23 protein-coding genes and 3 tRNA genes are annotated in these 26,364 nt (G+C 71.1%); 24 read left to right on the top strand and 2 right to left on the bottom strand.

Annotated features, from left to right (window positions below):
• Positions 1-106: 106 nt before the first annotated feature.
• Positions 107-1,030: a DMT family transporter gene (locus tag GA0070558_RS05660; protein WP_091276502.1), complete on the bottom strand. Its 924-nt coding sequence runs from the start codon at positions 1,028-1,030 to the stop codon at positions 107-109.
• Positions 1,020-1,793, bottom strand: coding sequence for a GntR family transcriptional regulator (locus tag GA0070558_RS05655; protein ID WP_091276497.1), 774 nt, complete (start codon positions 1,791-1,793; stop codon positions 1,020-1,022). The genes GA0070558_RS05660 and GA0070558_RS05655 overlap by 11 nt, the downstream gene beginning before the upstream one ends.
• A 342-nt stretch (positions 1,794-2,135) precedes the next feature.
• Here GA0070558_RS05655 and GA0070558_RS34115 point away from each other — a divergent pair, with 342 nt between their 5' ends.
• The 24 genes from GA0070558_RS34115 (at position 2,136) to rpsG (ending at position 26,323) form a co-directional block, all read left to right on the top strand.
• Positions 2,136-2,267 (top strand): hypothetical protein, encoded by a 132-nt coding sequence (locus GA0070558_RS34115; RefSeq protein ID WP_256091772.1) that lies wholly within the window; start codon positions 2,136-2,138, stop codon positions 2,265-2,267.
• Positions 2,264-3,454 carry a helix-turn-helix domain-containing protein gene (locus GA0070558_RS05650; RefSeq protein WP_091276494.1) on the top strand — a complete coding sequence of 397 codons (1,191 nt, stop codon included), beginning with the start codon at positions 2,264-2,266 and terminating at the stop codon, positions 3,452-3,454. The genes GA0070558_RS34115 and GA0070558_RS05650 overlap by 4 nt, the downstream gene beginning before the upstream one ends.
• A gap of 1,169 nt (positions 3,455-4,623) precedes the next feature.
• Positions 4,624-4,770: a hypothetical protein gene (locus GA0070558_RS33270; protein ID WP_158229434.1), complete on the top strand. Its 147-nt coding sequence runs from the start codon at positions 4,624-4,626 to the stop codon at positions 4,768-4,770.
• A 121-nt stretch (positions 4,771-4,891) separates the two neighbouring features.
• Entirely contained in the window at positions 4,892-7,432 is a 2,541-nt protein-coding gene (locus GA0070558_RS05640) for a putative bifunctional diguanylate cyclase/phosphodiesterase (protein ID WP_077938283.1), read from the top strand.
• A 127-nt stretch (positions 7,433-7,559) separates the two neighbouring features.
• Positions 7,560-7,632 (top strand) — tRNA-Thr (locus GA0070558_RS05635).
• 25 nt (positions 7,633-7,657) lie between these two features.
• Positions 7,658-7,730: transfer RNA gene (locus tag GA0070558_RS05630), tRNA-Met, on the top strand.
• A 133-nt stretch (positions 7,731-7,863) separates the two neighbouring features.
• On the top strand, positions 7,864-8,031 hold the full coding sequence (gene rpmG, locus GA0070558_RS05625; protein WP_013288652.1) for a 50S ribosomal protein L33: 168 nt from the start codon (positions 7,864-7,866) through the stop codon (positions 8,029-8,031).
• A gap of 122 nt (positions 8,032-8,153) precedes the next feature.
• Complete coding sequence (locus GA0070558_RS05620; RefSeq protein WP_043965472.1) at positions 8,154-8,600, top strand: MaoC family dehydratase N-terminal domain-containing protein; 447 nt, start codon at positions 8,154-8,156, stop codon at positions 8,598-8,600.
• A gap of 1 nt (position 8,601) precedes the next feature.
• The gene (locus GA0070558_RS05615; protein ID WP_077938285.1) at positions 8,602-8,994 is read left to right on the top strand and encodes a MaoC family dehydratase; all 393 of its coding nucleotides are present in this window, start codon (positions 8,602-8,604) and stop codon (positions 8,992-8,994) included.
• A 127-nt stretch (positions 8,995-9,121) separates the two neighbouring features.
• Positions 9,122-9,194 (top strand) — tRNA-Trp (locus GA0070558_RS05610).
• A 212-nt stretch (positions 9,195-9,406) separates the two neighbouring features.
• Positions 9,407-9,799, top strand: a complete 393-nt coding sequence (gene secE, locus GA0070558_RS05605; protein WP_043966506.1) for a preprotein translocase subunit SecE — start codon at positions 9,407-9,409, stop codon at positions 9,797-9,799.
• A gap of 38 nt (positions 9,800-9,837) precedes the next feature.
• Positions 9,838-10,560 carry a transcription termination/antitermination protein NusG gene (gene nusG / locus GA0070558_RS05600; protein ID WP_077938287.1) on the top strand — a complete coding sequence of 241 codons (723 nt, stop codon included), beginning with the start codon at positions 9,838-9,840 and terminating at the stop codon, positions 10,558-10,560.
• Positions 10,561-10,754: 194 nt separating this feature from the next.
• Complete coding sequence (gene rplK, locus GA0070558_RS05595; RefSeq protein WP_043965477.1) at positions 10,755-11,186, top strand: 50S ribosomal protein L11; 432 nt, start codon at positions 10,755-10,757, stop codon at positions 11,184-11,186.
• Positions 11,187-11,271: 85 nt separating this feature from the next.
• Positions 11,272-11,985 carry a 50S ribosomal protein L1 gene (gene rplA, locus GA0070558_RS05590; RefSeq protein ID WP_043965479.1) on the top strand — a complete coding sequence of 238 codons (714 nt, stop codon included), beginning with the start codon at positions 11,272-11,274 and terminating at the stop codon, positions 11,983-11,985.
• Between the two features lie 78 nt (positions 11,986-12,063).
• On the top strand, positions 12,064-12,885 hold the full coding sequence (locus tag GA0070558_RS05585) for an ABC transporter ATP-binding protein (RefSeq protein WP_256091771.1): 822 nt from the start codon (positions 12,064-12,066) through the stop codon (positions 12,883-12,885).
• The gene (locus GA0070558_RS05580) at positions 12,882-13,571 is read left to right on the top strand and encodes a hypothetical protein (RefSeq protein WP_091276490.1); all 690 of its coding nucleotides are present in this window, start codon (positions 12,882-12,884) and stop codon (positions 13,569-13,571) included. The genes GA0070558_RS05585 and GA0070558_RS05580 overlap by 4 nt, the downstream gene beginning before the upstream one ends.
• A gap of 331 nt (positions 13,572-13,902) precedes the next feature.
• Positions 13,903-14,451 (top strand): 50S ribosomal protein L10, encoded by a 549-nt coding sequence (rplJ, locus tag GA0070558_RS05575; protein WP_074472513.1) that lies wholly within the window; start codon positions 13,903-13,905, stop codon positions 14,449-14,451.
• A gap of 54 nt (positions 14,452-14,505) precedes the next feature.
• Positions 14,506-14,895: a 50S ribosomal protein L7/L12 gene (gene rplL / locus GA0070558_RS05570; protein WP_091276487.1), complete on the top strand. Its 390-nt coding sequence runs from the start codon at positions 14,506-14,508 to the stop codon at positions 14,893-14,895.
• Between the two features lie 581 nt (positions 14,896-15,476).
• Positions 15,477-18,908 (top strand): DNA-directed RNA polymerase subunit beta, encoded by a 3,432-nt coding sequence (gene rpoB, locus GA0070558_RS05565; protein ID WP_074472515.1) that lies wholly within the window; start codon positions 15,477-15,479, stop codon positions 18,906-18,908.
• Positions 18,909-18,989: 81 nt separating this feature from the next.
• Positions 18,990-22,877 carry a DNA-directed RNA polymerase subunit beta' gene (locus tag GA0070558_RS05560; RefSeq protein WP_091276481.1) on the top strand — a complete coding sequence of 1,296 codons (3,888 nt, stop codon included), beginning with the start codon at positions 18,990-18,992 and terminating at the stop codon, positions 22,875-22,877.
• Between the two features lie 166 nt (positions 22,878-23,043).
• Positions 23,044-23,412: a hypothetical protein gene (locus tag GA0070558_RS05555; RefSeq protein WP_043965490.1), complete on the top strand. Its 369-nt coding sequence runs from the start codon at positions 23,044-23,046 to the stop codon at positions 23,410-23,412.
• A 986-nt stretch (positions 23,413-24,398) separates the two neighbouring features.
• Positions 24,399-24,767: a DUF4190 domain-containing protein gene (locus tag GA0070558_RS05550; RefSeq protein ID WP_091276741.1), complete on the top strand. Its 369-nt coding sequence runs from the start codon at positions 24,399-24,401 to the stop codon at positions 24,765-24,767.
• Positions 24,768-25,476: 709 nt separating this feature from the next.
• Positions 25,477-25,851 (top strand): 30S ribosomal protein S12, encoded by a 375-nt coding sequence (gene rpsL, locus GA0070558_RS05545; protein ID WP_014440718.1) that lies wholly within the window; start codon positions 25,477-25,479, stop codon positions 25,849-25,851.
• Between the two features lies 1 nt (position 25,852).
• A complete protein-coding gene (gene rpsG, locus GA0070558_RS05540; protein ID WP_077938296.1) occupies positions 25,853-26,323 on the top strand; it encodes a 30S ribosomal protein S7 in 471 nt (156 codons plus the stop codon).
• Positions 26,324-26,364: the final 41 nt, after the last annotated feature.

Raw genomic sequence — 26,364 nt, 5'->3', positions numbered from 1 at the left:
CGTCCCGGGAGGAACTCTCGTCACCCGGCCCTGGTTGCGCGCTCAGCCGGCAGCCTGGTCAGCGTCCGTCGGGTGCGGCCGACGGAGGGTGCGTCTCGGGTGCGTGTCAGTCGGGTGCTGTCCGTCGAGGATGGCCCGCTGTTCGTAGCATCTTGCTGAGGGTGATCCCGGCGAGCACCAGAACGATGCCGACCACGACGGCGGCTGTGATGGCTTCCCGAAGGAACAGCCAGCCGAAGACGATGGCGACGATGGGCAGCAGGTAGGTGACGGCGGATGCGGCGGTCGGTCCTTCGTCGTCGATGATCCGGTAGTTCAGGACGTAGGCCGCTCCGGTGCCGAGCGCGCCGAGTACCAGCAGGCTCGCCACGGCGTCGATCCGCCACGTCGGTGTCTCCAGCCCAGCGAACGGCATTGCGATGGCCAGCAACACTGTCGCTGCGCCGAGTTGGCTGGCCGACAGCATGAGAGGCGGAATGCCACGCCCGGTCAGAAAGCGGCCCATGTAGACGTAGCCGACGCCGTAGCTCGCGGCTGCGGCGAGACAGGCGAGCCCGCCCCAGCTCGCGATCTCGCCAGCGGACCTCCAGGGCGAGAAGATGACCACCACCCCGAGGAATCCGAGGACGATGCCGGCGGCTTTCTTCGCGGTGACGGCTCGGTCGACGCCGACAAGGAACGCCAGTAGCAGGGTCCACAGCAGGGTAGTGGCGTTGAGTACACCGGCCACGTTCGAACCGACGGTTTCCTCTCCGATGCCGAACAGCACGTACGGCACGGCGTTGGCGACCAGGGCAGCGGCGAACAGGTGTGCCCAGGTGCGTCTCTGCCGGGGGAAGCGCAGACCGCGCGACAGGGCGATGGGAGCCAGGACCGCGAAGCCGAGCAGGAGCCGCCCGAAGACGATCTGTACGGGGTTGAAGCCGCGTAGCGCGAGCTTGATCCATAGGAAGCTGGAACCCCACAGCAGAGCCAGGGCGGCTACCCGGACGAGTCCAGCCCGGCTGACGCCCTGGTGGTCAGTCGTCAACGGGCATCTCGTAGTCCAGGCCGTTCACGTCAGCGCGCAGGACGAACCGCGTCACCTCGAAGGCCCGCCCGTTGCCGTCGATGCTGGTGTGCAGCACCTCGATCACCGGCACGCCCGGCGGCATCGCGAGGCCCTTCGACTCCTCCGGGGTCGGCATGCGGGAGCTGACCTCTTCCCGGATGCGGGCGATCGGGTAGCCGAGGTCTTCGAACCGCTGGTAGATGCTTCCCCGACCGAGCTTCTTCTCGGTTGCCAGGGGCGACCCCGCGACGATCGCAGTGGGGATGAAGGTCACCCCGACCTGCACGGGCTCGTCGTCCGCGAAGTACCAGTTCTCGCGGCGGACGACGTCCTGGCCGGGACTCAGCCCGAGCCGGTCAGCTACGTCGGCCGGCGGCGGCACGACGGTGACCGATCGACACTCGGTGTGCGGTGTGCGTCCCTGCTGCTGCACCTCGATGCGGAACGGCGACAGCCCGGTTTCGTCTCGTGCCTGGCGGGAGTACCTGTCCCGGCCCATCCGCACGAGTGGACGGCGCTGACGCACGAACACGCCTCGGCCGTGCTGGGCGACGGCGAGGCCCTCGGCTTGCAGGATGCCCAACGCCTCACGGGCTGTGTTGCGGGCGGTGGCGTACCGGGACGCCAGCTCGCGCTCCGAGGGCAGCCGGTCGCCGTCCATGAGATCGCCCCTGGTGATTGCGGCCCGTAGGTCGTCGGCGATGCGGCGGCTCGGGGGTCGTCGGTCTTCCTGATCGCTCATCAGATCACCTGCTTCTCGATGTGGCTCCAGGCTAGCGCAACTGGCTCAAGCCAGCTATTGACAGTTGGGTCACCCTCACGCAATCTGGCTTAAGCCAGTTGCGACCCGGTTGGCAGCTGTCCGCAGACGTCGGTGGAGACCGACGCGACAAGGAGGCAGGGGCATGGTCCGAACACGATCAAGCTTCCGATCCGATCGACGGTGTCCTTCCGCAGGCTGTGCGGTGCCCAGGTGTGAAGCCGGTAGTGGGCTTCCACATACGTGGGCAGGACTGCGGGCGACCTCGCCTGCGGGCACCTCTGACCTGTCCACGAAGCGGGAGTGCTCGTGATCTCCGGAGTCGTGTCGATTGTGTTCGGTGGGCTGGTGCCGGGCTTCCTGCTCGGGTTGCTCGCCTTCCGCGTCAAGTCCCGTTGGTGCCCGCGCTGTGGCGAGTCCACCCTGGCCATGCCGCCGGTGGAGCAGGACAGATGAGTGGCCGCGACGAGGTGCCGATCGGGCGGCGGATGGCCGAGCTGCGCGCCCGCCGGGGCATGAGCCAGCAGGTCTTCGCCGACCGGATCGGCAGGTCGAAGAGCTGGGTCGACAAGGTCGAACGAGGCGTACGCACCCTCGACCGGCTCTCCGTCATCGAAACCGTGGCCGCCGCCCTCGGCGTCACCCCGACCATCCTGCTCACCGGCAGGCCCCGCCGGGAAGGCGTCACCGACACCGACGCCGCGGTGGAACGCATCCGGGCGGCGCTGGCCCGCCACGACCCACCCGGGGCCGACGCCGACAGCCCCACCGCGCGGCAGCTCGACGACCGGGCCGGTCACGCCTGGGCCGCGTACCGCAACGGCCACCACGCCCAGGTCCTGCGCGCCCTGCCCGACCTGCTCGCCGCCACCCGGCACACCGGCCGCGCCGAGTCGGCGGCCGACCCGCCCGTCCGCGTCTACCGGCTCACCGCCCAGACGCTGGTCAAGCTCGGCCAGCCCCACCTCGCCTGGCTGGCCGCCGACCGTGCCATGACCGCCGCGACGGGCGACCCCCACCGCACCGCGCTCGCCGCCGTCTCCCTCGCCCAGGCCCTGCGCGCCCTGCACCGGGGCCGCCTCGCGCAGGCCGCCGCGCTCACCGCCGTACGCCAGCTTGACCCGGCGGCGCACGACCGCCCGCCGGACCCGGGCCTCGCCGGGACGCTGCTGCTCGAAGCCGCCCTCGCCGCCGCAAGCTACCGCGACGCCGCCACCGCCCACGACCTCACCGAGCGTGCCGCCCACCTCGCCGCCGCGCACGACGGCCACCATCAGGGTGACGGCGACGGCATCGCCTTCGGCTCCGCCGCCGTCACCCTCGCCCGCGCCCTGGTCGCCACCCGGCTCGGCGACCACCACCAGGCCGTGACAATCCATGGGTACGCCACCAGCGGCGACGGCTGGCCCATGCTTCCCGCCGAGCACCGCGCCGCACATCTCATCGACATCGCCCGCGCCCACCTCGATCTTGGCGACCCGCGGGCCGCCGGCCGCGCCCTGATCGCCGCCGACCAGATCGCCCCCGCCGAGGCTCGCACCCGCCCCGCCGCACGCGCCGCCCTCACCGCAGTCGTCCGCACCGGACTCACCGCCGCCGACGTCGCCCGCCTCGCCGCCACCATCGGCCTCACCCGGCAGTAGGGATCCGCCCGATCGTGCCGCGCTGCCGTCGCGCCGCCGGCCCTGCGGCCCTGCCCGACGGTGCTGCCGGCTCCGGCACCGCCCGACGGTCGGCCACGAGGATCGTCCGCCGTGTGCCGGCATCCGGTTCGCCATGTCGCGCCGGTGACGAGCGAGCGACCAAGGTGTTGCCAACCGGGAACGAGTGGGGTCGGGGTGGCGCTTCGGGAGTGCGGCCGGGCGTCGTGAGTGATGTCGTATCTGACTCAGCTCCCTATGCGCGGCAGAAGCCGCCCGCCGGGGCAATGGCAATGGGCGGCGACTCCGCCCATTCCGGGGAAATCGAATGGGCGCGCGGCATCGCGCCGCCTAGCCTCGCGAAGATGGGCGATCCTGACGGGCGCGCCTTGGTCGAGCGCGGATACGACGCGTTGTCATGCCACTACCGAGCGGACGATGCCGGGGACGGCCAATACGCTCCGTGGCTCGCCGCTTTGCACCGACGCCACCCGCGTCGACCTGCCCTCATCCACCTGCCCCTGCCCGAGCAGCCCCGCCTCGTCGGGCGCATCTTCACCTGGCTGCGCCCGGGTGGCTGGCTGCTGGCCACCGTCGGCGACAGCGCCTGGACGGGCGCCGAGGAGAACTGGCTCGGCGGCCCCGCCGCCATGTGGTGGAGCCATGCCGACGCGTCGACCTACCGCTCCTGGCTGCGGCAGGTCATCGGGCGGGGCGCAGCCATGTCGGGCAGGTGGCGGTATCCCGGCCGCCGGATACCCCCATGTCGCCGACATGGCGGGCCCAGCACGGGCCCAGCACGGGCCCAGCACGGGCCCAGCCCGGGGCTCAGCCCCGCCCAGCGCGGGTTCGGGACGAAGGTCCCTTTCGATATCTCGTCGTCTGTGGTGTGCTGTTTCCCGATGCGTGGCGCCAGGGGGCTGGAGCATGCATTCAATGAATTTCCATGATTGGCGCGCTAGGTCCGAGTGTTCGCCAAATGAAGGACCGCGTGGAACGCGGGAACGCAGGGGTATCACCCCGCCAGGCAGGGCGTCCTGCCGATCGGTCGGACTTGTTGCCGTCCAGGCGGAGCCAGGCCACCGAGGGCTTTGTTGCCCTCAGTGCGTGTGGCACCATCATGGAATCTTCACGCCCCCCGTGCTGCCCGTTTCGTGACAGGAGCCCCACAGATGCCTACTCAAAAGCTGGGTCGGCTGCTCGGCATGACCCTGATGCTGTTCGCGCTCGCCTCCGGGGTCGCCTCGGTCGCCTCTGTCGCCGGTGCCCCGGCCTCAGCTTCGGGCGGCCTGGTGAACCTCGAGTTCGAGTGGAACTAGGTTCTTCGCAGTTCGTGTGACACCGCCGTCGCCCGGCCACCCACCGGGCGGCGGCGGTAGCGGCGAGACACGGGCCAGGCATCGGCGCGGAGTTCACTCTCGGTGACAACAAGGGAGCAGGATGACGAGCCGAGCGGCAGCCGTGCGACGACGCGGGACTGACCTGGCCTGGCTGATCACCGGGCCGCTGGCGTTCCTGGCGGTCATCTGCTGCCTGCTGATCGCGCTGGTCACCGACGACAAGAAGGACGCCTACGGCGAGTGGGGCCTGGGCCTGCTGCTGCTCACCGCCCTGGTCGCCGCCCACCTGCCGGTGCTGAGCTTCATCGTCCGGCGGCAGACGCTCTCCGCCACGATCACCGAGATCCCGCTGGTCCTGGCGCTCTATTACCTTCCGCCGCTGACCCTGGTGCTGGTGGCCACCCTGGCGGCCCTGATCGCCCAGCTCCGGCGGCGGCTCGGCCCGGCCAAGTTCGCGTTCAACGTCGCCCGGTCCGCCGCGGCGACGTCCCTCGCCGGCCTGGTGCTGCTGGCGTTGCCCCCGATCCGGGGGGTGGGCCCCGGCACGTGGGGCATCCTCTTCGCGGCGGTCAGCACCGTCACCCTGGTCACCCTCGCCGCCGTGGTCGGCGTGATCACCCTGCTCCAGGGCTGGCAGGCCGGGCTGGAAGTGGTCCGGACGTCCACCGTGCCGCTGCTCGCGGCGGCGGTGAACGCGACCGTCGGCCTGATCATCCTGCTCGCGCTCAAAGCCACTTACTGGTCGCTGCTGCTGCTCGCCGCGCTCGCGCTCACGGTGGCGCTGGTCTACCGGGCGTACGCCCAGTTCCTCCGCCAGCACCGCACGCTGGCCGACATCTACGACCTGACCCGGGCGATGACCCGCAGCGGCCAGGACGGCACGCTGCCGGACGCGCTGCTCGGCCGGGTCCGCGCCCTCATGCAGGCCGAGTACGCGACGCTGTGGCTGCCCGCGCAGGGCCGGCACCCGGAGGTGCTGCTGACCGCCCGGATCGACGGGCGGGGCCTGCTCGACTTCTCGAAGATCCCGGCGTCGGTGCGGGAACAGGTCGTGCAGCAGCGGCAGACCGTCGCGCTCGGCGCCCGGCTCGGCGGGGACCGCGTGCAGTTGGCCATGCTCCGGGCGGCGTCGACGAAGGACGCGATCGTCGTGCCGCTGCGCTCCGGCGAGGCGGTCATCGGCACGCTGGAGGTGGTCAACCGGCTCAGCGACGTCGGCCACTTCACCCCGTCGGACGTGCCGGTGATCGAGACGGTCGCCGCGCATGCGGCGGTGGCCCTGGAGAATTCCCGGCTGGTCGACCGGCTGCGCCACGACGCCTACCACGACACGCTGACCAAGCTGCCCAACCGGCGGCGGATCAGCGCGGCGCTCGACGAGGCCGTGAGCATCCGGGCCCCCGGCGAGGTGGTGGCCGTCCTGCTGTTCGACGTGGACGGGCTGCGTCAGGTCAACGAGTCGCTCGGCCACGCGGCCGGCGACCAGGTGCTCGCCGAGGTCGCCGTCCGACTGCGCGACTCCGCGCCCTCCTCCGCGCTGGTCGGCCGGGCCGGCGGCGACGAGTTCCTGGTGACGCTGCGGCTGGAGAACGCCGAGGCAGCGCTGGAGCTGGCCGCCCGGCTGCGCGAGGAGATCCGCGCCGAGATGGTCTTCGACGCGTTCACGCTGGACGTCGACACGGCCGTCGGCGTGGCCGTGCACCCCGACCACGGCAGCGACGCCGCGACCCTGCTGCAACGGGTCGACCTGGCCGCGATGGCGGCGAAGTCGATGCCGGGCAGCATCCAGTTGTTCAACCCGGCGCTGGAGTCGCGGTCGCTGCGCCGCCTCGGCCTCGCGGGCGACCTGCGCAAGGCCCTCGACGACGGCGCGCTGGAGGTCTACTTCCAGCCGAAGGTGACGCTGCGGGACCGCCGCCTGGTCGGGGTGGAGTGCCTGGCCCGCTGGGAGCACCCGGCGCACGGCGAGGTCGCCCCGGAGGACTTCGTGGCCGTGGCGGAGCACACCGGCCAGCTCGGCCGGTTGACCGAGGTCGTGCTGCGGGAGGGGCTGCGGCGCAGCCGGGACTGGGCGCACGCCGAGCAGCCGCTCGCCGTCGCGGTCAACCTCTCCGCGCGTACGCTCACCGACCGGCACTTCCCCGACCGTGTGCGCGAGCTGCTCGCCGAGTACGACGTGCCCCCGCAGCGGCTCACCTTCGAGATCCGCGAGGCCGGGGTGCTCGACGGCACCGACCGCCCGATCCCGACGCTGCGCCGGCTGCGCGACCTCGGGGTGCGGCTGTCGGTGGACGACTTCGGCACCGGCTCGTCCTCGCTGGCGTACCTGCGCCGGCTGCCCGTGCACGAGGTCAAGGTCGACCGCTCCTTCGTGCAGGGCATGGCGACCGACCCGGGGGACCTGGCCATCGTCAACGCCGTGGTGACCCTCTCCCAGCAGTTCGGCCTCGCGGTGGTGGCCGAGGGGGTGGAGAGCGAGCTGACCCTGGAGCTGCTGCAGGACATCGGCTGCGAGATCGGCCAGGGATTCCTGTTCAGCCGGCCGCTGCCGTACGAGCGGCTGGAGGCGTGGTTCGGGGCCCAGTTGGAGTCCGAGGCCCTCGTCACCCCGGACGTCCGGCGGCTGCGCATCGTCCCCTGATTTCAGCAGGGATACGCCAGCTGAGCTGGGGGAACGTTGCGACGCGCGAGGGTGGGGGGATCCGATTTCACCTCCGGCGCGGGGCCGTGTACTCTTACCCCTGCGCGGCCACCGAGTGATCGCGCAGGCCCCCTTAGCTCAGTCGGCAGAGCGTCTCCATGGTAAGGAGAAGGTCTACGGTTCGATTCCGTAAGGGGGCTCAAAGGGTCCGGCTGGACCCGCCACGGCGGTGTAGCTCAGATGGCAGAGCAAGCGGCTCATAATCGCTGTGTCGCCGGTTCAAGTCCGGCCACCGCTACTCTCGTCCTCCGGGCCAGCTTCCGGTGGTCGGTGGGATGGGCGCCATAGGCGCCCACTTTGCATGTCCGCGTCGCCAGCGCGTAGGCTGAGGCGCTGTAGTTGTTGTCCGTTAGCGAGGAAGGCACTCCGCCGTGGCGAAGGCTACCGATGTCCGGCCGAAGATCACTTTGGCGTGTGTGGAGTGCAAGGAGCGCAACTACATCACGCGCAAGAACCGCCGCAACGACCCGGACCGCATCGAGCTGAAGAAGTTCTGCCCCCGGGACGGCAAGCACACGGTCCACCGCGAGACCCGCTGACCGTCGCCGGCGCACCCCGGCCAGCACGACACCCGATCGCCGATCCGGAGCGAGCGCAAGGCCAACCGGCCGACCGTCCGCCCCCGGGTCGGCTTTCGTGCTTCCCGTGTAGGTTCTCGGGCATGTCCCTGGACCCGTCCTACGTCGGCCGGACCTATCCGCCGACCGCCCCCTACCAGGTGGGCCGTGAAAAGATCCGCGAGTTCGCCACGGCGATCGGCGCCGCCGACCCGGCGCACCACGACCCGGAGGCCGCCCGTGCGCTCGGGCACCCGGACGTGGTGGCTCCGCCGACCTTCCCCGTGGTGATCACGATGGCCGCCACCCGGCAGATCGTCGACGACCCGGCCCTTGGGGTCGACTACAGCCGGGTGGTCCACGGCGACCAGCGGTTCGCCTACACCCGGCCGGTGGTGGCCGGCGACGAGCTGGTCTGCGTGAACACCATCGAGGACATCACCAGCCGCGGCGGGCACGACTTCCTGACCACCCGCACCGACGTGAGCACGGCCGCCGGCGAGCCGGTGGTCGCCGTCTGGTCAAAGCTCGTCGTACGCGGGGAGGCCTGACATGGAGCTGCCCACCCAGACCTTCCGGGTCACCCGGGCCGACCTGGTCCGCTACGCGGGCGCGTCGGGCGACTTCAACCCGATCCACTGGAGCGACCGGGTCGCCACCGGGGTCGGCCTGCCCGGGGTGATCGCGCACGGCATGTTCACCATGGCCCTGGTGGGCCGGGCGGTGGCCGAGTGGGCCGGCGCGCCCGACGCGGTGGTCGACTACGGGGTCCGGTTCGCCCGCCCGGTGGTCGTCCCCGACGACGACGCCGGCACCGAGATCGAGGTGACCGCGAAGGTCCGCGAGGGCGCGGGGGAGGGCCTGACCAGGCTCGACATCACCGCGACGTGCCGGGGCGAGAAGGTGCTCTCGCAGGCCCGGGCGGTGATCCGGACGCCCCGCTGAGAAGGTCGCGCCACGCGCGGGGGCAGACCGGTTGGGAAAGTCGGGTCCGTACCCGTACACTGGTCCGCCGTGGGGCAAGTGACCCCGCCCGGTGCGTCATGGCCGGGTCGGGCGAGCGTTGCCGCACAGGGGTGTAGCTCAATTGGCAGAGCAGCGGTCTCCAAAACCGCAGGCTGCAGGTTCAAGTCCTGTCACCCCTGCGCCTCAGGCCTGACCGTTCCCGTGGGTCGCGCCGCCAACCGGCGGCGTCCGGCCCGTGGTGGTGGCATCGGCGGGGTGGGTTCCGAGGCATCGGGGCCCGTCCGTCGATCCGCCGGCCGCGGCCCGTCGCGGGACGGTTGGTCCGGCCGGCGTGACCAGCGCCGCGCACGCCGCACCGGTGTGCGACCCGATTCCCGCGACGGAGGGCGAAGTGGCCGAGAACAAGCGGCGCAGCGAGGACGCCGGCGACGACGACCGTCTGAACGACGAGGTCGCCGACGACGTGGCCGCCGACGACGCCTCCGACGCGGACGAGCCGGTATCCCGCGGTGGCACGGCCACCCGGGCGCGGGCCAAGGCCGAGTCGGCCGACGAGAGGAAGACCCGCAAGGACACCGAGCGGATCGGGCTGTTCGCCCGCATCGCGCGGTTCTTCCGCGAGGTCGTGGCCGAACTGCGTAAGGTCATCTGGCCGACCCGCAAGGAGCTGCTGACCTACACCGCGGTGGTGGTCACCTTCGTCGCCGTGATGCTGACGATCGTGGCCGGCCTGGACTACGCCTTCGCGAAGGGCGTGCTGTGGGTCTTCGGAAACCCCAGCTGACCGGCTGATCAAGCCGATAGTTACGGAAGTGAGCGAGCGTGCCTGAGTACGACGAGACCGCCGAGACCACGGACGAGCAGTCCGCGGTGGCGACGGCGGCCAACGATGAGTCGGTCGAGGCCGCCAGCGAGCCGGACTTTCCGACCACCGAGCCCGCCCCGGACGAGGAGTACGACCCGGTCGCGGAGCTGCGCCAGAAGCTGCGCTACGCGCCGGGCGACTGGTACGTGGTGCACTCGTACGCCGGCTACGAGAACAAGGTCAAGACCAACCTCGAGACCCGGATCACGTCCCTCGACATGGAGGACTACATCTACCAGGTCGAGGTGCCGACCCGGGAAGAGGTCGAGGTCAAGAACGGCAAGCGGTCCCAGATCCAGGCCAAGGTCTTCCCGGGCTACATCCTGGTCCGGATGGAGCTGACCGCCGAGTCCTACTCCTGCGTGCGGAACACCCCGGGGGTCACCGGCTTCGTGGGGGCGACCGACCGGGCCGACCGGCCCGCGCCGCTGAGCCTCGACGAGGTCCTCAAGTGGCTGGCCCCGGCGGTCGAGACCGAGCAGAAGAAGGCCAAGCCCGAGATCAAGGTCCTCGACTTCGAGGTGGGCGACTCGGTCACCGTCACCGACGGCGCGTTCGCCTCGCTGCCGGCGACGATCAGCGAGATCAACGCCGACCAGCAGAAGCTCAAGGTGCTGGTGTCGATCTTCGGCCGGGAGACGCCGGTCGAGCTGAACTTCAACCAGGTCACCAAGATCTGACGTTCCGTCTCGCCGGCGGTGGGCAGCGGCCCGCCGCCGGCGAGGCCGTTTCCGCCCCCGTGCCGGCCTCGGCGGACCTCGCCGCATCCGGGGGCGGAGCCTTGCGCTAACCTAGAACGTCGGCCGTCGCATCGCGCTGACCGTGCGCGCCCCCCGGCCGGCACCTTTCCCAGTTCCAAGCCCCAGGAAGTGACATGCCTCCGAAGAAGAAGCTCGTCAAGACGTTCACGCTTCAGCTGAAGGCGGGCCAGGCGACCCCGGCGCCGCCGGTCGGCCCCGCGCTCGGCCAGCACGGCGTCAACATCATGGAGTTCTGCAAGACCTACAACGCGCAGACCGAGGCTCAGCGGGGCGACATCGTCCCCGCCGAGATCAGCGTCTACGAGGACCGCAGCTTCACCTTCGTCCTGAAGACCCCGCCCGCCGCCCAGTTGCTGATCAAGGCCGCCGGCGTGCAGAAGGGCTCGGGCAACCCGCACAAGGAGAAGGTCGGCTCCGTCACCCGCGCCCAGTTGCGGGAGATCGCCGAGAAGAAGATGGTCGACCTCAACGCCAACGACCTCGACCAGGCTGAGAAGATCATCGCCGGCACCGCCCGGTCGATGGGCCTGACCGTCGGCGACTGACCTCGCCCCACCGCCTCACCCGATCAGTTCGTGGGAGGGCACGCGGAGCGCCGCGGCCCGCCATAGACCACAGGAGTAAGCAGAGATGCAGCGCAGCAAGACCTACCGCAAGGCCGCCGAGGTCATCGACCGGTCGAAGCTCTACACGCCGGCCGAGGCGGTCAAGATCGCCAAGGACACCACCAGCACCAAGTTCGACGCCACGGTCGAGGTCGCCATGCGCCTCGGCGTCGACCCCCGCAAGGCGGACCAGATGGTCCGCGGCGTGGTCAACCTGCCGCACGGCACTGGTAAGACCGCCCGCGTGATCGTCTTCGCCGCCGGCGCGAAGGCCGAGGAGGCCGTCGCCGCGGGTGCGGACGAGGTGGGCACCGACGAGCTCGTCGCCCGGATCCAGGGCGGCTGGCTCGACTTCGACGCGGCGATCGCCACGCCGGACCAGATGGCCAAGATCGGCCGGATCGCGCGGATCCTGGGCCCGCGCGGCCTGATGCCGAACCCGAAGACCGGCACGGTGACCATGGACGTCACCAAGGCCGTCTCGGACATCAAGGGCGGCAAGATCACTTTCCGGGTGGACAAGCACTCCAACCTCCACCTGATCATCGGCAAGGCCTCGTTCTCCGAGACCCAGCTGATCGACAACTACGCGGCGGTCCTCGACGAGGTGCTGCGGGCCAAGCCCTCGGCGGCCAAGGGCAAGTACCTCAAGAAGGTCACCCTCACCACCACGATGGGCCCGGGCGTGCCGGTCGACCCCAACCTGATCAAGAACCTCCAGGAGGGCGTCGAGGCCTGAGCACCACCGCCTCGCCGGGGCCCCGCCACGACTCGTGGCGGGGCCCCGTCCGTCTGTCCGGTGTGGCAGGCTGACGCCATGCGCTGGGAGGACGTCGGGCTCCGTTACCACCGGCGCGGTCCGTGGGTGCTGCGGCAGGTCGACCTGCGGCTGGGCGCCGGCGAGGCCGCGGTGGTGCTCGGCCGCAACGGCGTCGGCAAGTCCACGCTGCTCCAGCTCGCGGCTGGGGTGCTCCGGCCGTCCCGGGGCCGCGTCGTCGACCGGCCCCGGCACGTCGGCTGGGTCCCGGAGCGGTTTCCCGCCGACCAGCCGTTCACCGTGGGCCGCTACCTCGCCGGCATGGCCCGCGTCGCCGGCCTGGGCGGTGCCGAGGCCGGCGACGCCGTGCGGCGGTGGACCGAGCGGCTGGGCCTGGGTCCGTTCCACGGGGTGCGGCTGCCCGAGCTGTCCAAGGGCACCGCCCAGAAGGTGGGCCTGGCCCAGGCGATGCTCCGCCGGCCCGGCCTGCTCATCCTCGACGAGCCCTGGGAGGGCCTCGACGCCGCCGCCCGAGACCTGGTCCCCGCCCTGATCGACGAGGTGCTGGCCGCCGGCGGCTCGGTGCTGGTCAGCGACCACCGGGGCGAGACGGCCCGGCTGCCGGGCGCGGCCCGCTGGACGGTCGCCGACGGCACCGTCACCGCGCAGGCCCCGACCGACGCGTCGCCGGGGGCGCTCGTCGTGGTCGAGGTGGCGGTCCCGGCCGCGCGCGCCGCGGGTGCCGTGGCCCGGCTCCGCGCCGACGGTCACCACGTCCTTCGCGTACGCGCCGACCCCGCCCCGCCCGACGCCCCCGTGCCCGCCGGAGGGCCACCCGACCCCGCCCCCGACCCCGGGGCGGGCGGGCAGGTGCCCCGGTGACCGCGCTCGTGCGGCTGCGGCTGGCCGGCTTCCTGCGTACCGGACGGGCGGTCGCCCCGCTGCTGGCCGGCCTGCTCGCCCTCGGCGTCCTCTACGGCGGCGGCCGGGCCCAGCCGGCGGAGGCCTACGGCGTGTCGGCGGTGGTGCTCTTCCCGGTGCTGGCGTGGCAGACCAAGCTCCTGCTCGACGTCGAGCCGGACGTGCAGCGCCGGCTGGCCCTGGTGCTCGCCGGTGCCGCCCGGGAGCGGGCCGCCGGGCTGCTCGCGGCGCTGGTGGCCGGGCTCGGCACGGTCGCCGTCGCGCTGGTCTTCCCCTGGCTGGTGGGCGGGGTGACCGGCCAGGCGGAGCCGGGCGGCCCGTCGGTGGCCGCCGGGGTGGCCCTCGGCGTCTGGGCGCACCTGCTCGCCCTGCCCGCCGCGGTGGCGTTGGGCGCGCTGGCCAGCCGGGCGGTGACGGGCAGCGCCGGTTACGGGGTGGCGGTGCTGGCGCTCGGCGCGGTCGGCTCGTTGGTGCTCGGCCTGTCGGCCTCGGTGGCGCCCTGGCTCGCGCCCCCGGTGCTGCCGGTCGCCCGGGCCACGGCGGCCGGCCCGTCCCCCGCCTCGGTGGTCCTGCTCACCGCGTGGGCCGTCGCCTGGAGCGCGACGGCGCTCGCCGGGTACGCCTGGCGGCGGCGCGCCCGCGCCTGAGGGGCGCGGGCGGCGGGGGAGTGACGGGGCGCACCCGGGGGCGATTTGGTGCTCACGGGGCGTGTCGCGTAACCTTGCGGCGAAGTACCACCCAGAGACCGCTGGTCACCGTGCCTAGGCACGGTCGAAGGTCCCGATCCGACGGGCGACCCGCGCAGGGCGGCAAGCGAAACTCGGCTGTGTTCCCGTGGTCCGCCGACTGCGGCGCGACCGGCCGGCCCTCGCCCCGTGCGCCCTGCGCCGGGGCTTTTCTCGTTGTCGTGGCCCTCCGGTACCGGGAGGCCTGCTGGCTTCTCGGTGGATCAGCCTGGAGCAACGAGAGAGGAGGGACATGGCGGACAAGCCGATCCGGGCCGACAAGGCCACGGCAGTCGCTGAGATGACCGACAGCTTCCGCAACGCGGGAGCTACGGTGCTGACCGAGTACCGTGGTCTGACGGTTTCCCAGCTCACCCAGCTGCGGCGCTCGCTCGGCAAGGAGACCACCTACACGGTCGCGAAGAACACGCTGGCGAAGCGTGCCGCGGCCGACGCGGGCATCTCCGGCCTCGACGAGCTGTTCACCGGTCCTACCGCGCTGACTTTCGTTTCGGGCGACGTCGTCGAGGCGGCGAAGGGGCTTCGCGACTTCGCGAAGGCCAACCCGAAGCTCGTCATCAAGGGCGGCGTCTTCGAGGGCAAGGCCATTTCCGCGGCCGAGGTCACGAAGCTCGCCGACCTGGAGTCCCGCGAGGTGCTGCTGGCCAAGCTGGCCGGCGCGATGAAGGGCAACCTGAGCAAGGCCGCGGCCCTGTTCCAGGCTCCGCTCTCCAAGGCCGCCCGCGCGGCGGCCGCCCTGGCGGACAAGAAGCGCGAGCAGGAGGGCGCCGAGGCGGCCTGAGGCCGCGTCCGGCGCACCCACGTTCTTAGACAACCGTTAGAAAGGACGCCAGCCATGGCGAAGCTCAGCACCGACGAGCTGCTCGACGCGTTCAAGGAGATGACGCTGATCGAGCTCTCCGAGTTCGTGAAGCAGTTCGAGGAGACCTTCGAGGTCACCGCGGCCGCCCCGGTCGCGGTCGCCGCCGCCGGTGGTGCCGGTGGCGCCGCCGCCGCGCCGGTCGAGGAGGAGAAGGACGAGTTCGACGTCGTCCTCGAGGCCGACGGTGGCAAGAAGATCCAGGTCATCAAGGTCGTGCGCGAGCTGACCGGCCTGGGCCTCAAGGAGGCCAAGGACGCGGTCGAGGCCGCGCCGAAGGCCATCCTCGAGAAGGTCAACAAGGAGACCGCCGAGAAGGCCAAGGCCAAGCTCGAGGGCGAGGGCGCCAAGGTCACCCTCAAGTAATTGAGGTTGGACTCAGGCGTGCGCCTGGCTCGCCGCACGTGAGCCAGGGCACATCGCGTCGCGGCGGGCGGTGATCCGGACTCGGATCACCGCCCGCCGTGTTCGTGTCGTGACTCCCTGACAGCGTCGTGAGCAGGGCGGCGACGCTCCACGCCCTTCGGCGGGGCGCTCCGGGGTCGTCGCCCACGCGTGGGAAACACCTGTCGCGCACGAGACGGGCCCTTGACGCGGCCCCCGGCTGCCAGGCACGCTGACACCAGCAAGACCTTCCGCGCTTGCGACGGCCACCATCCGGGTAATGGCAGCGGCGGCACCATCGTCCGCTGCACCTGGGCGGTCCGTGGGTATGCCGCGTTCCGAGCGGCCCGGTGAGGCCCCGTTTCGGGGGCCCCGAGGCACGTTCCGCGGTGACCTGCGGGTTGGGCTGGACAGCGGTTAGCCTCTCGGCTACACTGCTAGTTTGCGCTGCCTTCCGACTTGACCCCTGCGCAGAAATGTCCGATTACGGATATTTCTGGTGGGGTCATTGGAGTGCACGCGTACCAGCCGTTCTGCAGCACCGGTCCTCGGAAGGACGCATCTTGGCAGCTTCCCGCCCTGCGAAGACCAGTCGTACGTCGAGCGCTTTCGCACCCCGCCGAGTTTCATTCGGCAGGATCACCGAACACCTCGAGGTCCCCAACCTCCTCGCCATCCAGAACGAGTCCTTCGACTGGCTCGTCGGCAACGAGGCTTGGCAGGGCCGGTCGGCGGACGACCCGCACGCACGCTCGGGTCTCGCGGAAATCCTCGACGAGATCAGTCCCATTGAGGACTTTTCCGGCACCATGTCGCTCTCCTTCTCGGCGCCGCGCTTCGACGAGGTCAAGGCCTCGATCGAGGAGTGCAAGGAGAAGGACCTGACCTACTGCGCCCCGCTGTTCGTGACGGCGGAGTTCACCAACAACACCACCGGCGAGATCAAGAGCCAGACGGTGTTCATGGGTGACTTCCCGATGATGACGCCCAAGGGCACGTTCATCATCAACGGCACCGAGCGCGTCGTGGTCAGCCAGCTCGTCCGGTCCCCGGGCGTCTACTTCGACAAGCAGCCGGACAAGACCTCCGACCGTGACCTCTCCAGCGTCAAGGTCATCCCGAGCCGGGGTGCCTGGCTCGAGTTCGACATCGACAAGCGCGACACCGTCGGCGTCCGCATCGACCGCAAGCGCCGGCAGGCCGTCACCGTCCTGCTCAAGGCCATCGGTTGGTCGGCCGAGCGGATCCGCGAGAAGTTCGGCTGGTCCGAGCTGCTGATGACGACGCTCGAGAAGGACCACATCGCCGGCCAGGACGAGGCGCTGCTAGACATCTACCGCAAGCTCCGCCCTGGCGAGCCGCCGACCCGCGAGAACGCCCAGACCCTGCTCGACAACCTCTTCTTCAACCCGAAGCGGTACGACGTCGCCAAGGTCGGTCGGTACAAGTTCAACAAGAAGCTCGAGCTGAGCGTGCCGATCACCACCGGCACGCTCACCGAGGACGACATCGTCGCCACCGTGGAATACCTCTGCCGGCTGCACGCCGGTGAGGACGGCTACGAGGCCGACGACATCGACCACTTCGGCAACCGGCGCCTGCGCACCGTGGGCGAGCTCATCCAGAACCAGGTCCGCGTCGGCCTGTCCCGGATGGAGCGGGTCGTCCGCGAGCGGATGACCACCCAGGACGTCGAGGCGATCACGCCGCAGACCCTGATCAACATCCGCCCCGTCGTGGCGGCGATCAAGGAGTTCTTCGGCACCTCGCAGCTGTCCCAGTTCATGGACCAGACCAACCCGCTGGCGGGCCTGACCCACCGGCGTCGGCTGAGCGCGCTCGGCCCGGGTGGTCTGTCCCGGGAGCGGGCCGGCTTCGAGGTCCGCGACGTGCACCCGTCCCACTACGGCCGGATGTGCCCGATCGAGACGCCCGAAGGCCCGAACATCGGCCTGATCGGCGCGCTGTCCACCTTCGCCCGGGTCAACCCGTTCGGCTTCATCGAGACGCCGTACCGGAAGGTCGTCGACGGTCGGGTCACCGACCAGATCGACTACCTGACCGCGGACGAGGAGGACCGGTTCGTCAAGGCCCAGGCGAACGCGCCGCTGAAGGCCGACGGCACGTTCGCCGAGGACCGGGTCCTCTGCCGCCGTAAGGGCGGCGAGACCGAGGACGTGGTCCCGGCCGCCGTCGACTACATGGACGTCTCGCCGCGGCAGATGACCTCGGTCGCGACCGCGATGATCCCGTTCCTCGAGCACGACGACGCCAACCGGGCCCTGATGGGCGCGAACATGCAGCGTCAGGCGGTGCCGCTGGTCAAGGCGGAGTCGCCGCTGGTCGGCACCGGCATGGAATACCGTGCCGCCGTCGACGCCGGTGACGTGGTCGTGGCCGAGGTCGGCGGTGTCATCGAGGACCTCTGCGCCGACTACATCACCATCCACCAGGACGACGGCCACCGCCGGACGTACCTGCTGCACAAGTTCCGCCGCTCCAACGCCGGCTCCTGCGTCAACCAGAAGCCGGTCGTCTTCGAGGGCGACCGCGTCGAGGCCGGCCAGGTCATCGCCGACGGTCCCTGCACCGACGAGGGCGAGATGGCGCTCGGGCGCAACCTGCTGGTCGCGTTCATGTGCTGGGAGGGCCACAACTACGAGGACGCGATCATCCTGTCGCAGCGCCTCGTGCAGCAGGATGTGCTCACCTCGATCCACATCGAGGAGCACGAGGTCGACGCGCGGGACACCAAGCTCGGCCCGGAGGAGATCACCCGGGACATCCCGAACGTCAGCGAGGAGATGCTCGCCGACCTCGACGAGCGCGGCATCATCCGGATCGGCGCCGAGGTCGTCCCCGGCGACATCCTGGTCGGCAAGGTCACGCCCAAGGGCGAGACCGAGCTGACCCCGGAGGAGCGGCTGCTCCGCGCGATCTTCGGCGAGAAGGCGCGCGAGGTCCGGGACACCTCGCTGAAGGTGCCGCACGGCGAGACCGGCACGGTCATCGGCGTACGCACGTTCTCCCGCGAGGACGGCGACGAGCTGCCCCCGGGCGTCAACGAGCTGGTCCGGGTCTACGTCGCCCAGAAGCGGAAGATCCAGGACGGCGACAAGCTCGCCGGCCGGCACGGCAACAAGGGCGTCATCTCGAAGATCCTGCCGATCGAGGACATGCCGTTCCTGGAGGACGGCACCCCGGTCGACATCGTGCTCAACCCGCTGGGTGTGCCGTCCCGGATGAACATCGGCCAGGTGCTGGAGACGCACCTCGGTTGGGTGGCCAAGACGGGGTGGAGCGTCGACGGCGACGACGCCGAGTGGAAGCGCCAGCTGCGCTCCATCGAGGCGCACGAGTCCGAGCCGGACACCAACGTGGCCACGCCGGTCTTCGACGGTGCCCGCGAGGAGGAGATCTCCGGTCTGCTCGCGTCGACCCTGCCCAACCGGGACGGCAAGCAGCTGATCGGTTCCTCCGGCAAGGCGCAGCTGTTCGACGGTCGCTCCGGCGAGCCGCTGCCGGACCCGATCGCGGTCGGCTACATCTACATCCTGAAGCTCAACCACCTGGTCGACGACAAGATCCACGCCCGGTCGACCGGTCCGTACTCGATGATCACGCAGCAGCCGCTGGGTGGTAAGGCGCAGTTCGGTGGCCAGCGTTTCGGTGAGATGGAGTGCTGGGCGATGCAGGCGTACGGCGCCGCGTACGCCCTGCAGGAGCTGCTGACCATCAAGTCCGACGACGTCCTGGGCCGGGTCAAGGTCTACGAGGCGATCGTCAAGGGCGAGAACATCCCGGAGCCGGGCATTCCGGAGTCGTTCAAGGTGTTGCTCAAGGAACTGCAGTCGCTGTGCCTGAACGTCGAGGTGCTCTCCAGCGACGGCGTGGCCCTGGAGATGCGCGAGACCGACGACGAGGTGTTCCGGGCCGCGGAGGAGCTGGGCATCGACCTGTCCCGGCGCGAGCCGAGCTCGGTCGAAGAGGTGTAAGTGGTGTGGGTTGGGGGCCGGGCGACCGGCCCCCGACCCCGCCCGTGATCTAGCTGTAAAGACGACGACATAGGGGACATAGTGCTCGACGTCAACTTCTTCGACGAGCTGCGCATCGGTCTCGCCACCGCCGACGACATCCGTCAGTGGTCGCACGGCGAGGTCAAGAAGCCCGAGACGATCAACTACCGCACCCTCAAGCCGGAAAAGGACGGGCTCTTCTGCGAGAAGATCTTCGGTCCGCAGCGGGACTGGGAGTGCTACTGCGGTAAGTACAAGCGGGTCCGGTTCAAGGGCATCATCTGCGAGCGCTGCGGCGTCGAGGTGACCCGCTCCAAGGTTCGCCGGGAGCGTATGGGGCACATCGAGCTGGCCGCTCCGGTGACCCACATCTGGTACTTCAAGGGCGTGCCGAGCCGGCTGGGCTACCTGCTGGACCTCGCCCCGAAGGACCTCGAAAAGATCATCTACTTCGCCTCGTACGTCGTGACGAGCGTGGACGCCGAGTCGCGTCACCGTGACCTCTCGACCATCGAGAACGAGATCCTCGCCGAGAAGCGGCAGTCGGAGAACAGCCGCGACTCGGAGATCGAGAAGCGGGCCGCCAAGCTGGAGGCCGACCTGGCCGAGCTGGAGGCCGAGGGCGCGAAGGCGGACGTCCGGCGCAAGGTCAAGGAGGGCGGAGAGCGCGAGATGCGCCAGATCCGCGACCGGGCCCAGCGCGAGATCGACCGCCTCGACGAGGTGCTCGACACCTTCCGCAAGCTGGAGCCGAAGCAACTCGTCACCGACGAACTGCTCTACCGGGAGCTGCGCGACCGGTTCGGCGAGTACTTCACGGGCGGCATGGGCGCCGAGGCGATCAAGGCGCTGGTCCAGAACATGGACCTCGACGCCGAGGCCGAGAGCCTGCGCGAGACCATCCGCTCCGGCAAGGGCCAGCGGAAGATCCGGGCGCTCAAGCGGCTCAAGGTCGTCGCGGCGTTCCTGAACACCCGCAACTCGCCGCTCGGCATGGTGCTGGACTGCGTCCCGGTCATCCCGCCGGACCTGCGCCCGATGGTGCAGCTCGACGGTGGCCGCTTCGCGACGTCCGACCTGAACGACCTGTACCGCCGCGTGATCAACCGGAACAACCGCCTCAAGCGGCTGATCGACCTCGGCGCGCCCGAGATCATCGTCAACAACGAGAAGCGGATGCTCCAGGAGGCCGTCGACGCGCTGTTCGACAACGGCCGCCGCGGCCGGCCGGTCACCGGCCCGGGTAACCGCCCGCTCAAGTCGCTGTCCGACATGCTCAAGGGCAAGCAGGGCCGGTTCCGGCAGAACCTGCTCGGCAAGCGCGTCGACTACTCCGGCCGTTCGGTCATCGTGGTCGGCCCGAAGCTGAAGCTGCACCAGTGCGGCCTGCCCAAGCAGATGGCGCTGGAGCTGTTCAAGCCGTTCGTGATGAAGCGGCTGGTCGACCTCAACCACGCGCAGAACATCAAGTCCGCCAAGCGGATGGTCGAGCGGCAGCGCCCGGTCGTGTGGGACGTGCTGGAAGAGGTCATCGGCGAGCACCCGGTGCTGCTCAACCGCGCGCCGACCCTGCACCGCCTGGGCATCCAGGCCTTCGAGCCGCAGCTGGTCGAGGGCAAGGCCATCCAGATCCACCCGCTGGTCTGCACCGCGTTCAACGCCGACTTCGACGGCGACCAGATGGCGGTGCACGTGCCGCTGTCCGCCGAGGCGCAGGCCGAGGCGCGGATCCTGATGTTGTCGTCGAACAACATCCTCAAGCCGGCCGACGGTAAGCCGGTCACCATGCCCACCCAGGACATGGTCATCGGCCTCTACCACCTCACCCACCTCACCACCGGTGAGAAGGGCGAGGGCCGGGCGTTCAGCTCGGACGCCGAGGCGCGGATGGCGTTCGACGCCAGCGAGCTGCACCTGCAGGCGCCGGTGCGGATCCGGCTGCGCGGGCTGGTCGGGGTCGACAACGGCGCCGGCGCGCAGCCGTGGGTCGCGCCGGAGGGCTGGGTCGAGGGTGAGCCGCTCACCGTCGAGACCACCCTGGGCCGGGTGCTGTTCAACGAGACGCTGCCGCAGGGCTACCGCTTCGTGAACTACGAGATCCGCAAGGGTCAGCTCTCCGCGATCGTCAACGACCTCGCCGAGCGCTTCCCGAAGGTCGCCCTCGCCGCGACCCTCGACGGGCTCAAGGAGGCCGGTTTCCACTGGGCCACCTGGTCCGGCGTGACGATCGGCATGGAGGACGTCATCGCTCCGCCGCGCAAGCGGGAGATCCTGGAGCGGTACGAGAAGGAAGCCGACCGGATCGACAAGCAGTACCAGCGTGGTCTGATGACCGCCGAGGAGCGTCGCGGCGAGCTCATCGAGATCTGGACCAAGGCGACCAACGAGGTCGCCAAGGAGATGGACACCGCGCTGCCGCAGGAGAACCCGCTGTGGAAGATGATCAACTCGGGTGCCCGCGGCAACCTGCTCCAGCTCCGCCAGATCGCCGCGATCCGTGGTCTGGTGGCCAACCCCAAGGGCGAGATCATCCCGCGACCCATCAAGGCGTCGTACCGGGAGGGTCTCTCCGTGCTGGAATACTTCATCTCCACGCACGGTGCCCGTAAGGGTCTGGCCGACACCGCGCTGCGGACCGCCGACTCGGGTTACCTGACCCGTCGTCTGGTGGACGTCTCGCAGGACGTCATCATCCGCGAGGAGGACTGCGGCACCGACCGGGCCATCCCGATGCAGATCGGCGAGCGGCGCGACGGCAAGCTGTACGTCCACGAGCACGCCGAGACCAGCGTCCACGCCCGGACCCTGGCCGACGACATCAAGGGCCCGGACGGCACGGTCGTCGCCCACCGGGGCCAGGACATCAACTCCATCCTGGTCGACGCGATCGTCGCCGCCGGGACGGAGACGGTGCGGGTGCGCAGCGTGCTCACCTGCGAGTCGAAGCTGGGCGTCTGCGGTGCGTGCTACGGCCGTTCGCTGCCGACCGGCAAGACCGTGGACGTCGGCGAGGCGGTCGGCATCATCGCCGCCCAGTCGATCGGTGAGCCCGGTACGCAGCTGACGATGCGTACGTTCCACACCGGTGGTGTCGCGGGTGAGGACATCACCCAGGGTCTGCCCCGGGTCCAGGAGATCTTCGAGGCCCGCGTCCCGAAGGGCAAGGCGCCCATCGCCGACACCCCGGGCCGGATCCGGATCGAGGACGGCGAGCGGTCGCGGAAGATCATCGTGGTGCCGGACGACGGCTCCGACGAGATCGTCTACGACAAGATCTCCAAGCGGGTCCGGCTGCGGGCCCACGACGGCGACCACGTCGAGGTCGGCGAGAAGCTCACCGAGGGCACCATCGACCCGCACGAGCTGCTGCGCATCCTCGGCCCGCGCGCGGTCCAGGTCCACCTGACCCAGGAGGTCCAGGAGGTCTACCGCTCGCAGGGTGTGCTCATCCACGACAAGCACATCGAGATCATCATCCGCCAGATGCTCAAGCGGGTGACGGTCATCGACTCCGGCTCGACCGAGTTCCTGCCGGGCGTGCTGGTCGACCGGGCGCTGTTCGAGTCGGAGAACCGTCGGCTCGTCGGCGAGGGCGGCGAGCCCGCCGCCGGTCGCCCCGTGCTGATGGGTATCACCAAGGCCTCGCTGGCCACGGACTCCTGGCTGTCGGCGGCCTCCTTCCAGGAGACCACCCGGGTGCTGACAGACGCGGCGATCCACGCCCGCAGCGACTCGCTGATCGGCCTCAAGGAGAACGTGATCATCGGTAAGCTCATCCCGGCCGGTACGGGCATCAGCAAGTACCGCAACGTCCGGGTCGAGCCGACCGAGGAGGCCAAGGCCAAGGTCTACTCGATGACCGGATACCCGGAGACCGACTACGGCTTCGGGCCGGCCAGCGGGCAGGCCGTGCCGCTGGACGACTTCGACTTCGGGTCGTACCGCTAAAGATCACGCACTGACGACGAGGCCCCCGGCACACCGCCGGGGGCCTCGTTGCGTCGGGCCGTGCGACACCGCCATGTCGCCGAGCTGGCGGGGTCGCCGGCCCGGGATACCGCTATCTCTCCGTGGTCGGCTGGGATCGTCGCGGGGGACGGGCATGATGGAGGGCATGACGATCGCACCCGGGCAGGTGCCCGTCGCCCCGCACGGGGCACGCCATCCGCTCGACCCCGACCCGGTGCGCTCCAGCAAGGCCCGGGCGGTCTTCGCGCTCGGCCTGATGGGCGCGCTGACCGGGCTCTTCGTCGGCGGGGTGGTGCCGGCCACGCTCGCTCTCGTGCTGGCCCGGCAGGCCCGCCGTGAGGCGTACGCCTCGGGGGGTTTCCTCACCGGGGCGGCCTGGCTGCGGCGCGGGGAGCGCCTGGCCTGGGCCGGGCTGGTCCTGGTCGCGGCGGCCGTGGTGGCGGCCCTGGTGATCGGCCTGGTGCGGTTGGCCGGAGCGCCGTTCGGGCACGACTACGCCCCGAACGTGGACTGACCGTCCCGCGCGGGGGAGACGCCGACGCGCGCCCACGGGGCTGGCCGGGCGGCGGTAGCCTGGCCGGTGTCCGCCGCGCGGCGGTGGACGACGACCGGTGACAGGAGGCCCTCGTGACGGAACCGGCGCGGCCCTCGGGCGAGTCGGCGGAGGGATCCGCCGCGCACCCGGATCCGGCGGGGTCGCCGGCAGCGCCGGAGGAGAGCCCGTGGGCCCGGCCCGCCGCCGGCACCGATCCGGGGGCACCGGGCATCCCTGCCGTCCCCGCCCCGCCGTCGGTCTCGCCTTCGTCGGCCTCCCCGCCGATCGGGAGCACCGACCCCTCTGCCGGCGCGTTCCCGCAGCCCGACCCGTTTCCCGGGCCGGGTCCCGGCCCGGCGGCCGGTTCCCCGCCGCAGTTCGGCCCAGGCCCGGGGGCCGGCGACGCCGCGCAGCCGAGTTCCGGGCCACCGCCGGCCCCCGCCGCACCGCCGACTTCGCCCGTGCCGTGGTCCCCCGCCGCGCCGTCGTCTCCCTCGGCGCAGCCGGGCCCCGCCGCGTCGCCGTCCCCCTCGGCGTCGGGTTCCGCGTCGCAGCCGGCTCCGCCCGCGCATCCGGGTCTCTCGGCACCACCGGCTTCTCCTGCCCAGCCGGGCCCCCCGGCACCGCCAGCTTCCTTCGCGCCGCCGTCTTCCCCTGTGCAGCCGGCTGCCTTCGTGCAGCCGGGCCCCCCGGCATCGCCGGCTTCTCCCGCGCAGTCGGCTTCCTTCGTGCAGCCTGGCCACGCGCCACAGTCGGCGGCCGGGCCGCATCCGGCTCCCGCTTCCTGGCCGGGGCACCCCGGCACGACCACCCATCCGGGGGGCGCGCCGGGCGGCTACCCGGGTCAGGCGCCGGGCGGTGCCTGGGGCGGACCGAGCAGCGGCTGGGGCGGACCGGGCGCTGGCCGGGGGGCGGTGCCCCCGCCGCCGAAGGACGCGGCCCGACCGCCCAAGCGGGTCGACCCGGTGCCGGGCACCCCGTTCGGCGTGGTGCATCTCGACGTGCCCCCGGTGACGTCCGGCCTCGCGATCGGGTCCCTGGTGGCGGGCATCGCCTCCGCGCTGGTGTCGCTCCTGGTGATCTGCCTCGGGGCGACCGCCGGCAGCCAGGGGGCCTGGGCCGCCGGTGTGTTCGCGGTCCTCGGGCTGCTGGCCGGCACGGCGGCGGTGGTGGCCGGCCTGCTCGGCCGGCGGCAGATCCGGCGTCCGGCACCCCCGCCGGCGGTGCGCTTCACGGGCCGGGGGCTGGCGGTGGCCGGGATCAGCTGCGGCGCGGTGGGCGTGGTGCTCAGCCTGCTGGGCCTCGGCCTGGGGCTGCTGCTCGCCCTGAGCTGAGTCTCCGCCCGTGCTGCGGCTGGCCCGTGCTGGGCCGCCCCGTCCTCCGGCTGGTCCGGCTTGATCGACACCATGTCGGCGACATGGCGGGGTCGCGGGTGCCTGGATGCCGCCATGTCGCCGACATGGCGGCCCCGGTCCGGGGCAGCCCGGCCCGGGGCCGCTCCGGCGGGGGCCGGGCCGGGGGCGGTGGCTCCGGCGGAAACGGGCCGGCGGCTCAGGGGCAGCGTGGGGCGGCGGCGTTACCCAGGGCCGACGGGCCGGGTGCCGCGGTAGCCGTTACACTTGTTTCTGTAGGTGCCCATCGCAAGTGGGCAGGCGCGACGGTTCGGCCGGCAGGGCGGTGACGCTGATCTCCGGGACCTCTCCGTTTTGACCTGTGCGGCTGTGATAGGTACTCTTTCCCCTTGTGCCCGGGCTCGCCCGGGCAACTCGTGCGTGCGTCGGAACCGGGTTCCCGGTGATCGCGCGGCAGCACGACAGAGAGCCAGAAGACCCGGCGCGCGGTGACCGTGTGCCGGTGACAGAAATCCGGTGCGCGCGCGAGCGACTGCACCGGGACCGTGAGCCGGGCGACACGCCCGACCGCGGGTGCCGGGACCTCCGCAAGGCGGGCCTGGCCGGAATGTAGGAGAGCCTTTCCACGAGGGATGGCTACGAGCAGACGGCGCGGTCGCCGGAAGGCGGCCGAAGGGAGCGGAGAAACCCGGTGCCCACGATCCAGCAGCTGGTCCGAAAGGGCCGCCAGGCGAAGACGAGTAAGACCAAGACCCCGGCGCTGAAGGGTTCCCCTCAGCGGCGCGGCGTGTGCACCCGCGTGTACACCACCACCCCGAAGAAGCCGAACTCGGCGCTGCGCAAGGTCGCTCGTGTCAAGCTCAGCAGTCAGATCGAGGTGACCGCCTACATCCCGGGCGTGGGTCACAACCTGCAGGAGCACTCCATCGTGCTCGTCCGCGGCGGCCGGGTGAAGGACCTCCCCGGCGTGCGTTACAAGATCGTCCGCGGTTCGCTGGACACCCAGGGTGTCCGTAACCGCAAGCAGGCGCGCAGCCGTTACGGCGCGAAGAAGGAGAAGAGCTGAGATGCCGCGTAAGGGACCCGCTCCGCGGAAGCCGCTGGTCGCTGACCCGGTGTACAACTCGCCGTTGGTCACCCAGCTGGTGAACAAGATCCTGCTGCGCGGCAAGCGCCAGCTCGCCGAGCGTATCGTGTACGCGGCCCTGGAGGGCTGCCGCGAGAAGTCCGGCACCGACCCGGTCGTCACCCTGAAGCGGGCGATGGACAACGTCAAGCCGACCCTCGAGGTGCGCAGCCGCCGTGTCGGTGGCGCCACCTACCAGGTCCCGGTCGAGGTCCGGCCGGCCCGGGCGACCACCCTGGGCCTGCGCTGGCTGGTCACCTACTCCCGCGCCCGGCGCGAGAAGACCATGATCGAGCGGCTGATGAACGAGCTGCTGGACGCGAGCAACGGCCTCGGTGCCGCCGTCAAGCGGCGCGAGGACACGCACAAGATGGCCGAGTCGAACAAGGCCTTCGCGCACTACCGCTGGTAACACATCTGGTTCCGGCGCCCGCGTGGCGCCGGAACCACCAC

The organism is Micromonospora haikouensis (assembly GCF_900091595.1).
Classification (GTDB): Bacteria; Actinomycetota; Actinomycetes; order Mycobacteriales; family Micromonosporaceae; genus Micromonospora; species Micromonospora haikouensis.
The sequence above is the reverse complement of the archived record's forward strand: the minus strand, read 5'-3'. Positions and strand labels throughout refer to the sequence as shown.

Coding starts and splice junctions, on each gene's coding strand:
- GA0070558_RS05655 (WP_091276497.1), bottom strand. CDS start 1,793: ATGAGCGATCAGGAAGACCGACGACCCCCGAGCCGCCGCATCGCCGAC.
- GA0070558_RS05650 (WP_091276494.1), top strand. CDS start 2,264: ATGAGTGGCCGCGACGAGGTGCCGATCGGGCGGCGGATGGCCGAGCTG.
- GA0070558_RS33270 (WP_158229434.1), top strand. CDS start 4,624: ATGCCTACTCAAAAGCTGGGTCGGCTGCTCGGCATGACCCTGATGCTG.
- GA0070558_RS05640 (WP_077938283.1), top strand. CDS start 4,892: ATGACGAGCCGAGCGGCAGCCGTGCGACGACGCGGGACTGACCTGGCC.
- GA0070558_RS05620 (WP_043965472.1), top strand. CDS start 8,154: ATGTCCCTGGACCCGTCCTACGTCGGCCGGACCTATCCGCCGACCGCC.
- GA0070558_RS05615 (WP_077938285.1), top strand. CDS start 8,602: ATGGAGCTGCCCACCCAGACCTTCCGGGTCACCCGGGCCGACCTGGTC.
- rplK (WP_043965477.1), top strand. CDS start 10,755: ATGCCTCCGAAGAAGAAGCTCGTCAAGACGTTCACGCTTCAGCTGAAG.
- rplA (WP_043965479.1), top strand. CDS start 11,272: ATGCAGCGCAGCAAGACCTACCGCAAGGCCGCCGAGGTCATCGACCGG.
- GA0070558_RS05585 (WP_256091771.1), top strand. CDS start 12,064: ATGCGCTGGGAGGACGTCGGGCTCCGTTACCACCGGCGCGGTCCGTGG.
- rplJ (WP_074472513.1), top strand. CDS start 13,903: ATGGCGGACAAGCCGATCCGGGCCGACAAGGCCACGGCAGTCGCTGAG.
- rplL (WP_091276487.1), top strand. CDS start 14,506: ATGGCGAAGCTCAGCACCGACGAGCTGCTCGACGCGTTCAAGGAGATG.
- GA0070558_RS05555 (WP_043965490.1), top strand. CDS start 23,044: ATGACGATCGCACCCGGGCAGGTGCCCGTCGCCCCGCACGGGGCACGC.
- rpsG (WP_077938296.1), top strand. CDS start 25,853: ATGCCGCGTAAGGGACCCGCTCCGCGGAAGCCGCTGGTCGCTGACCCG.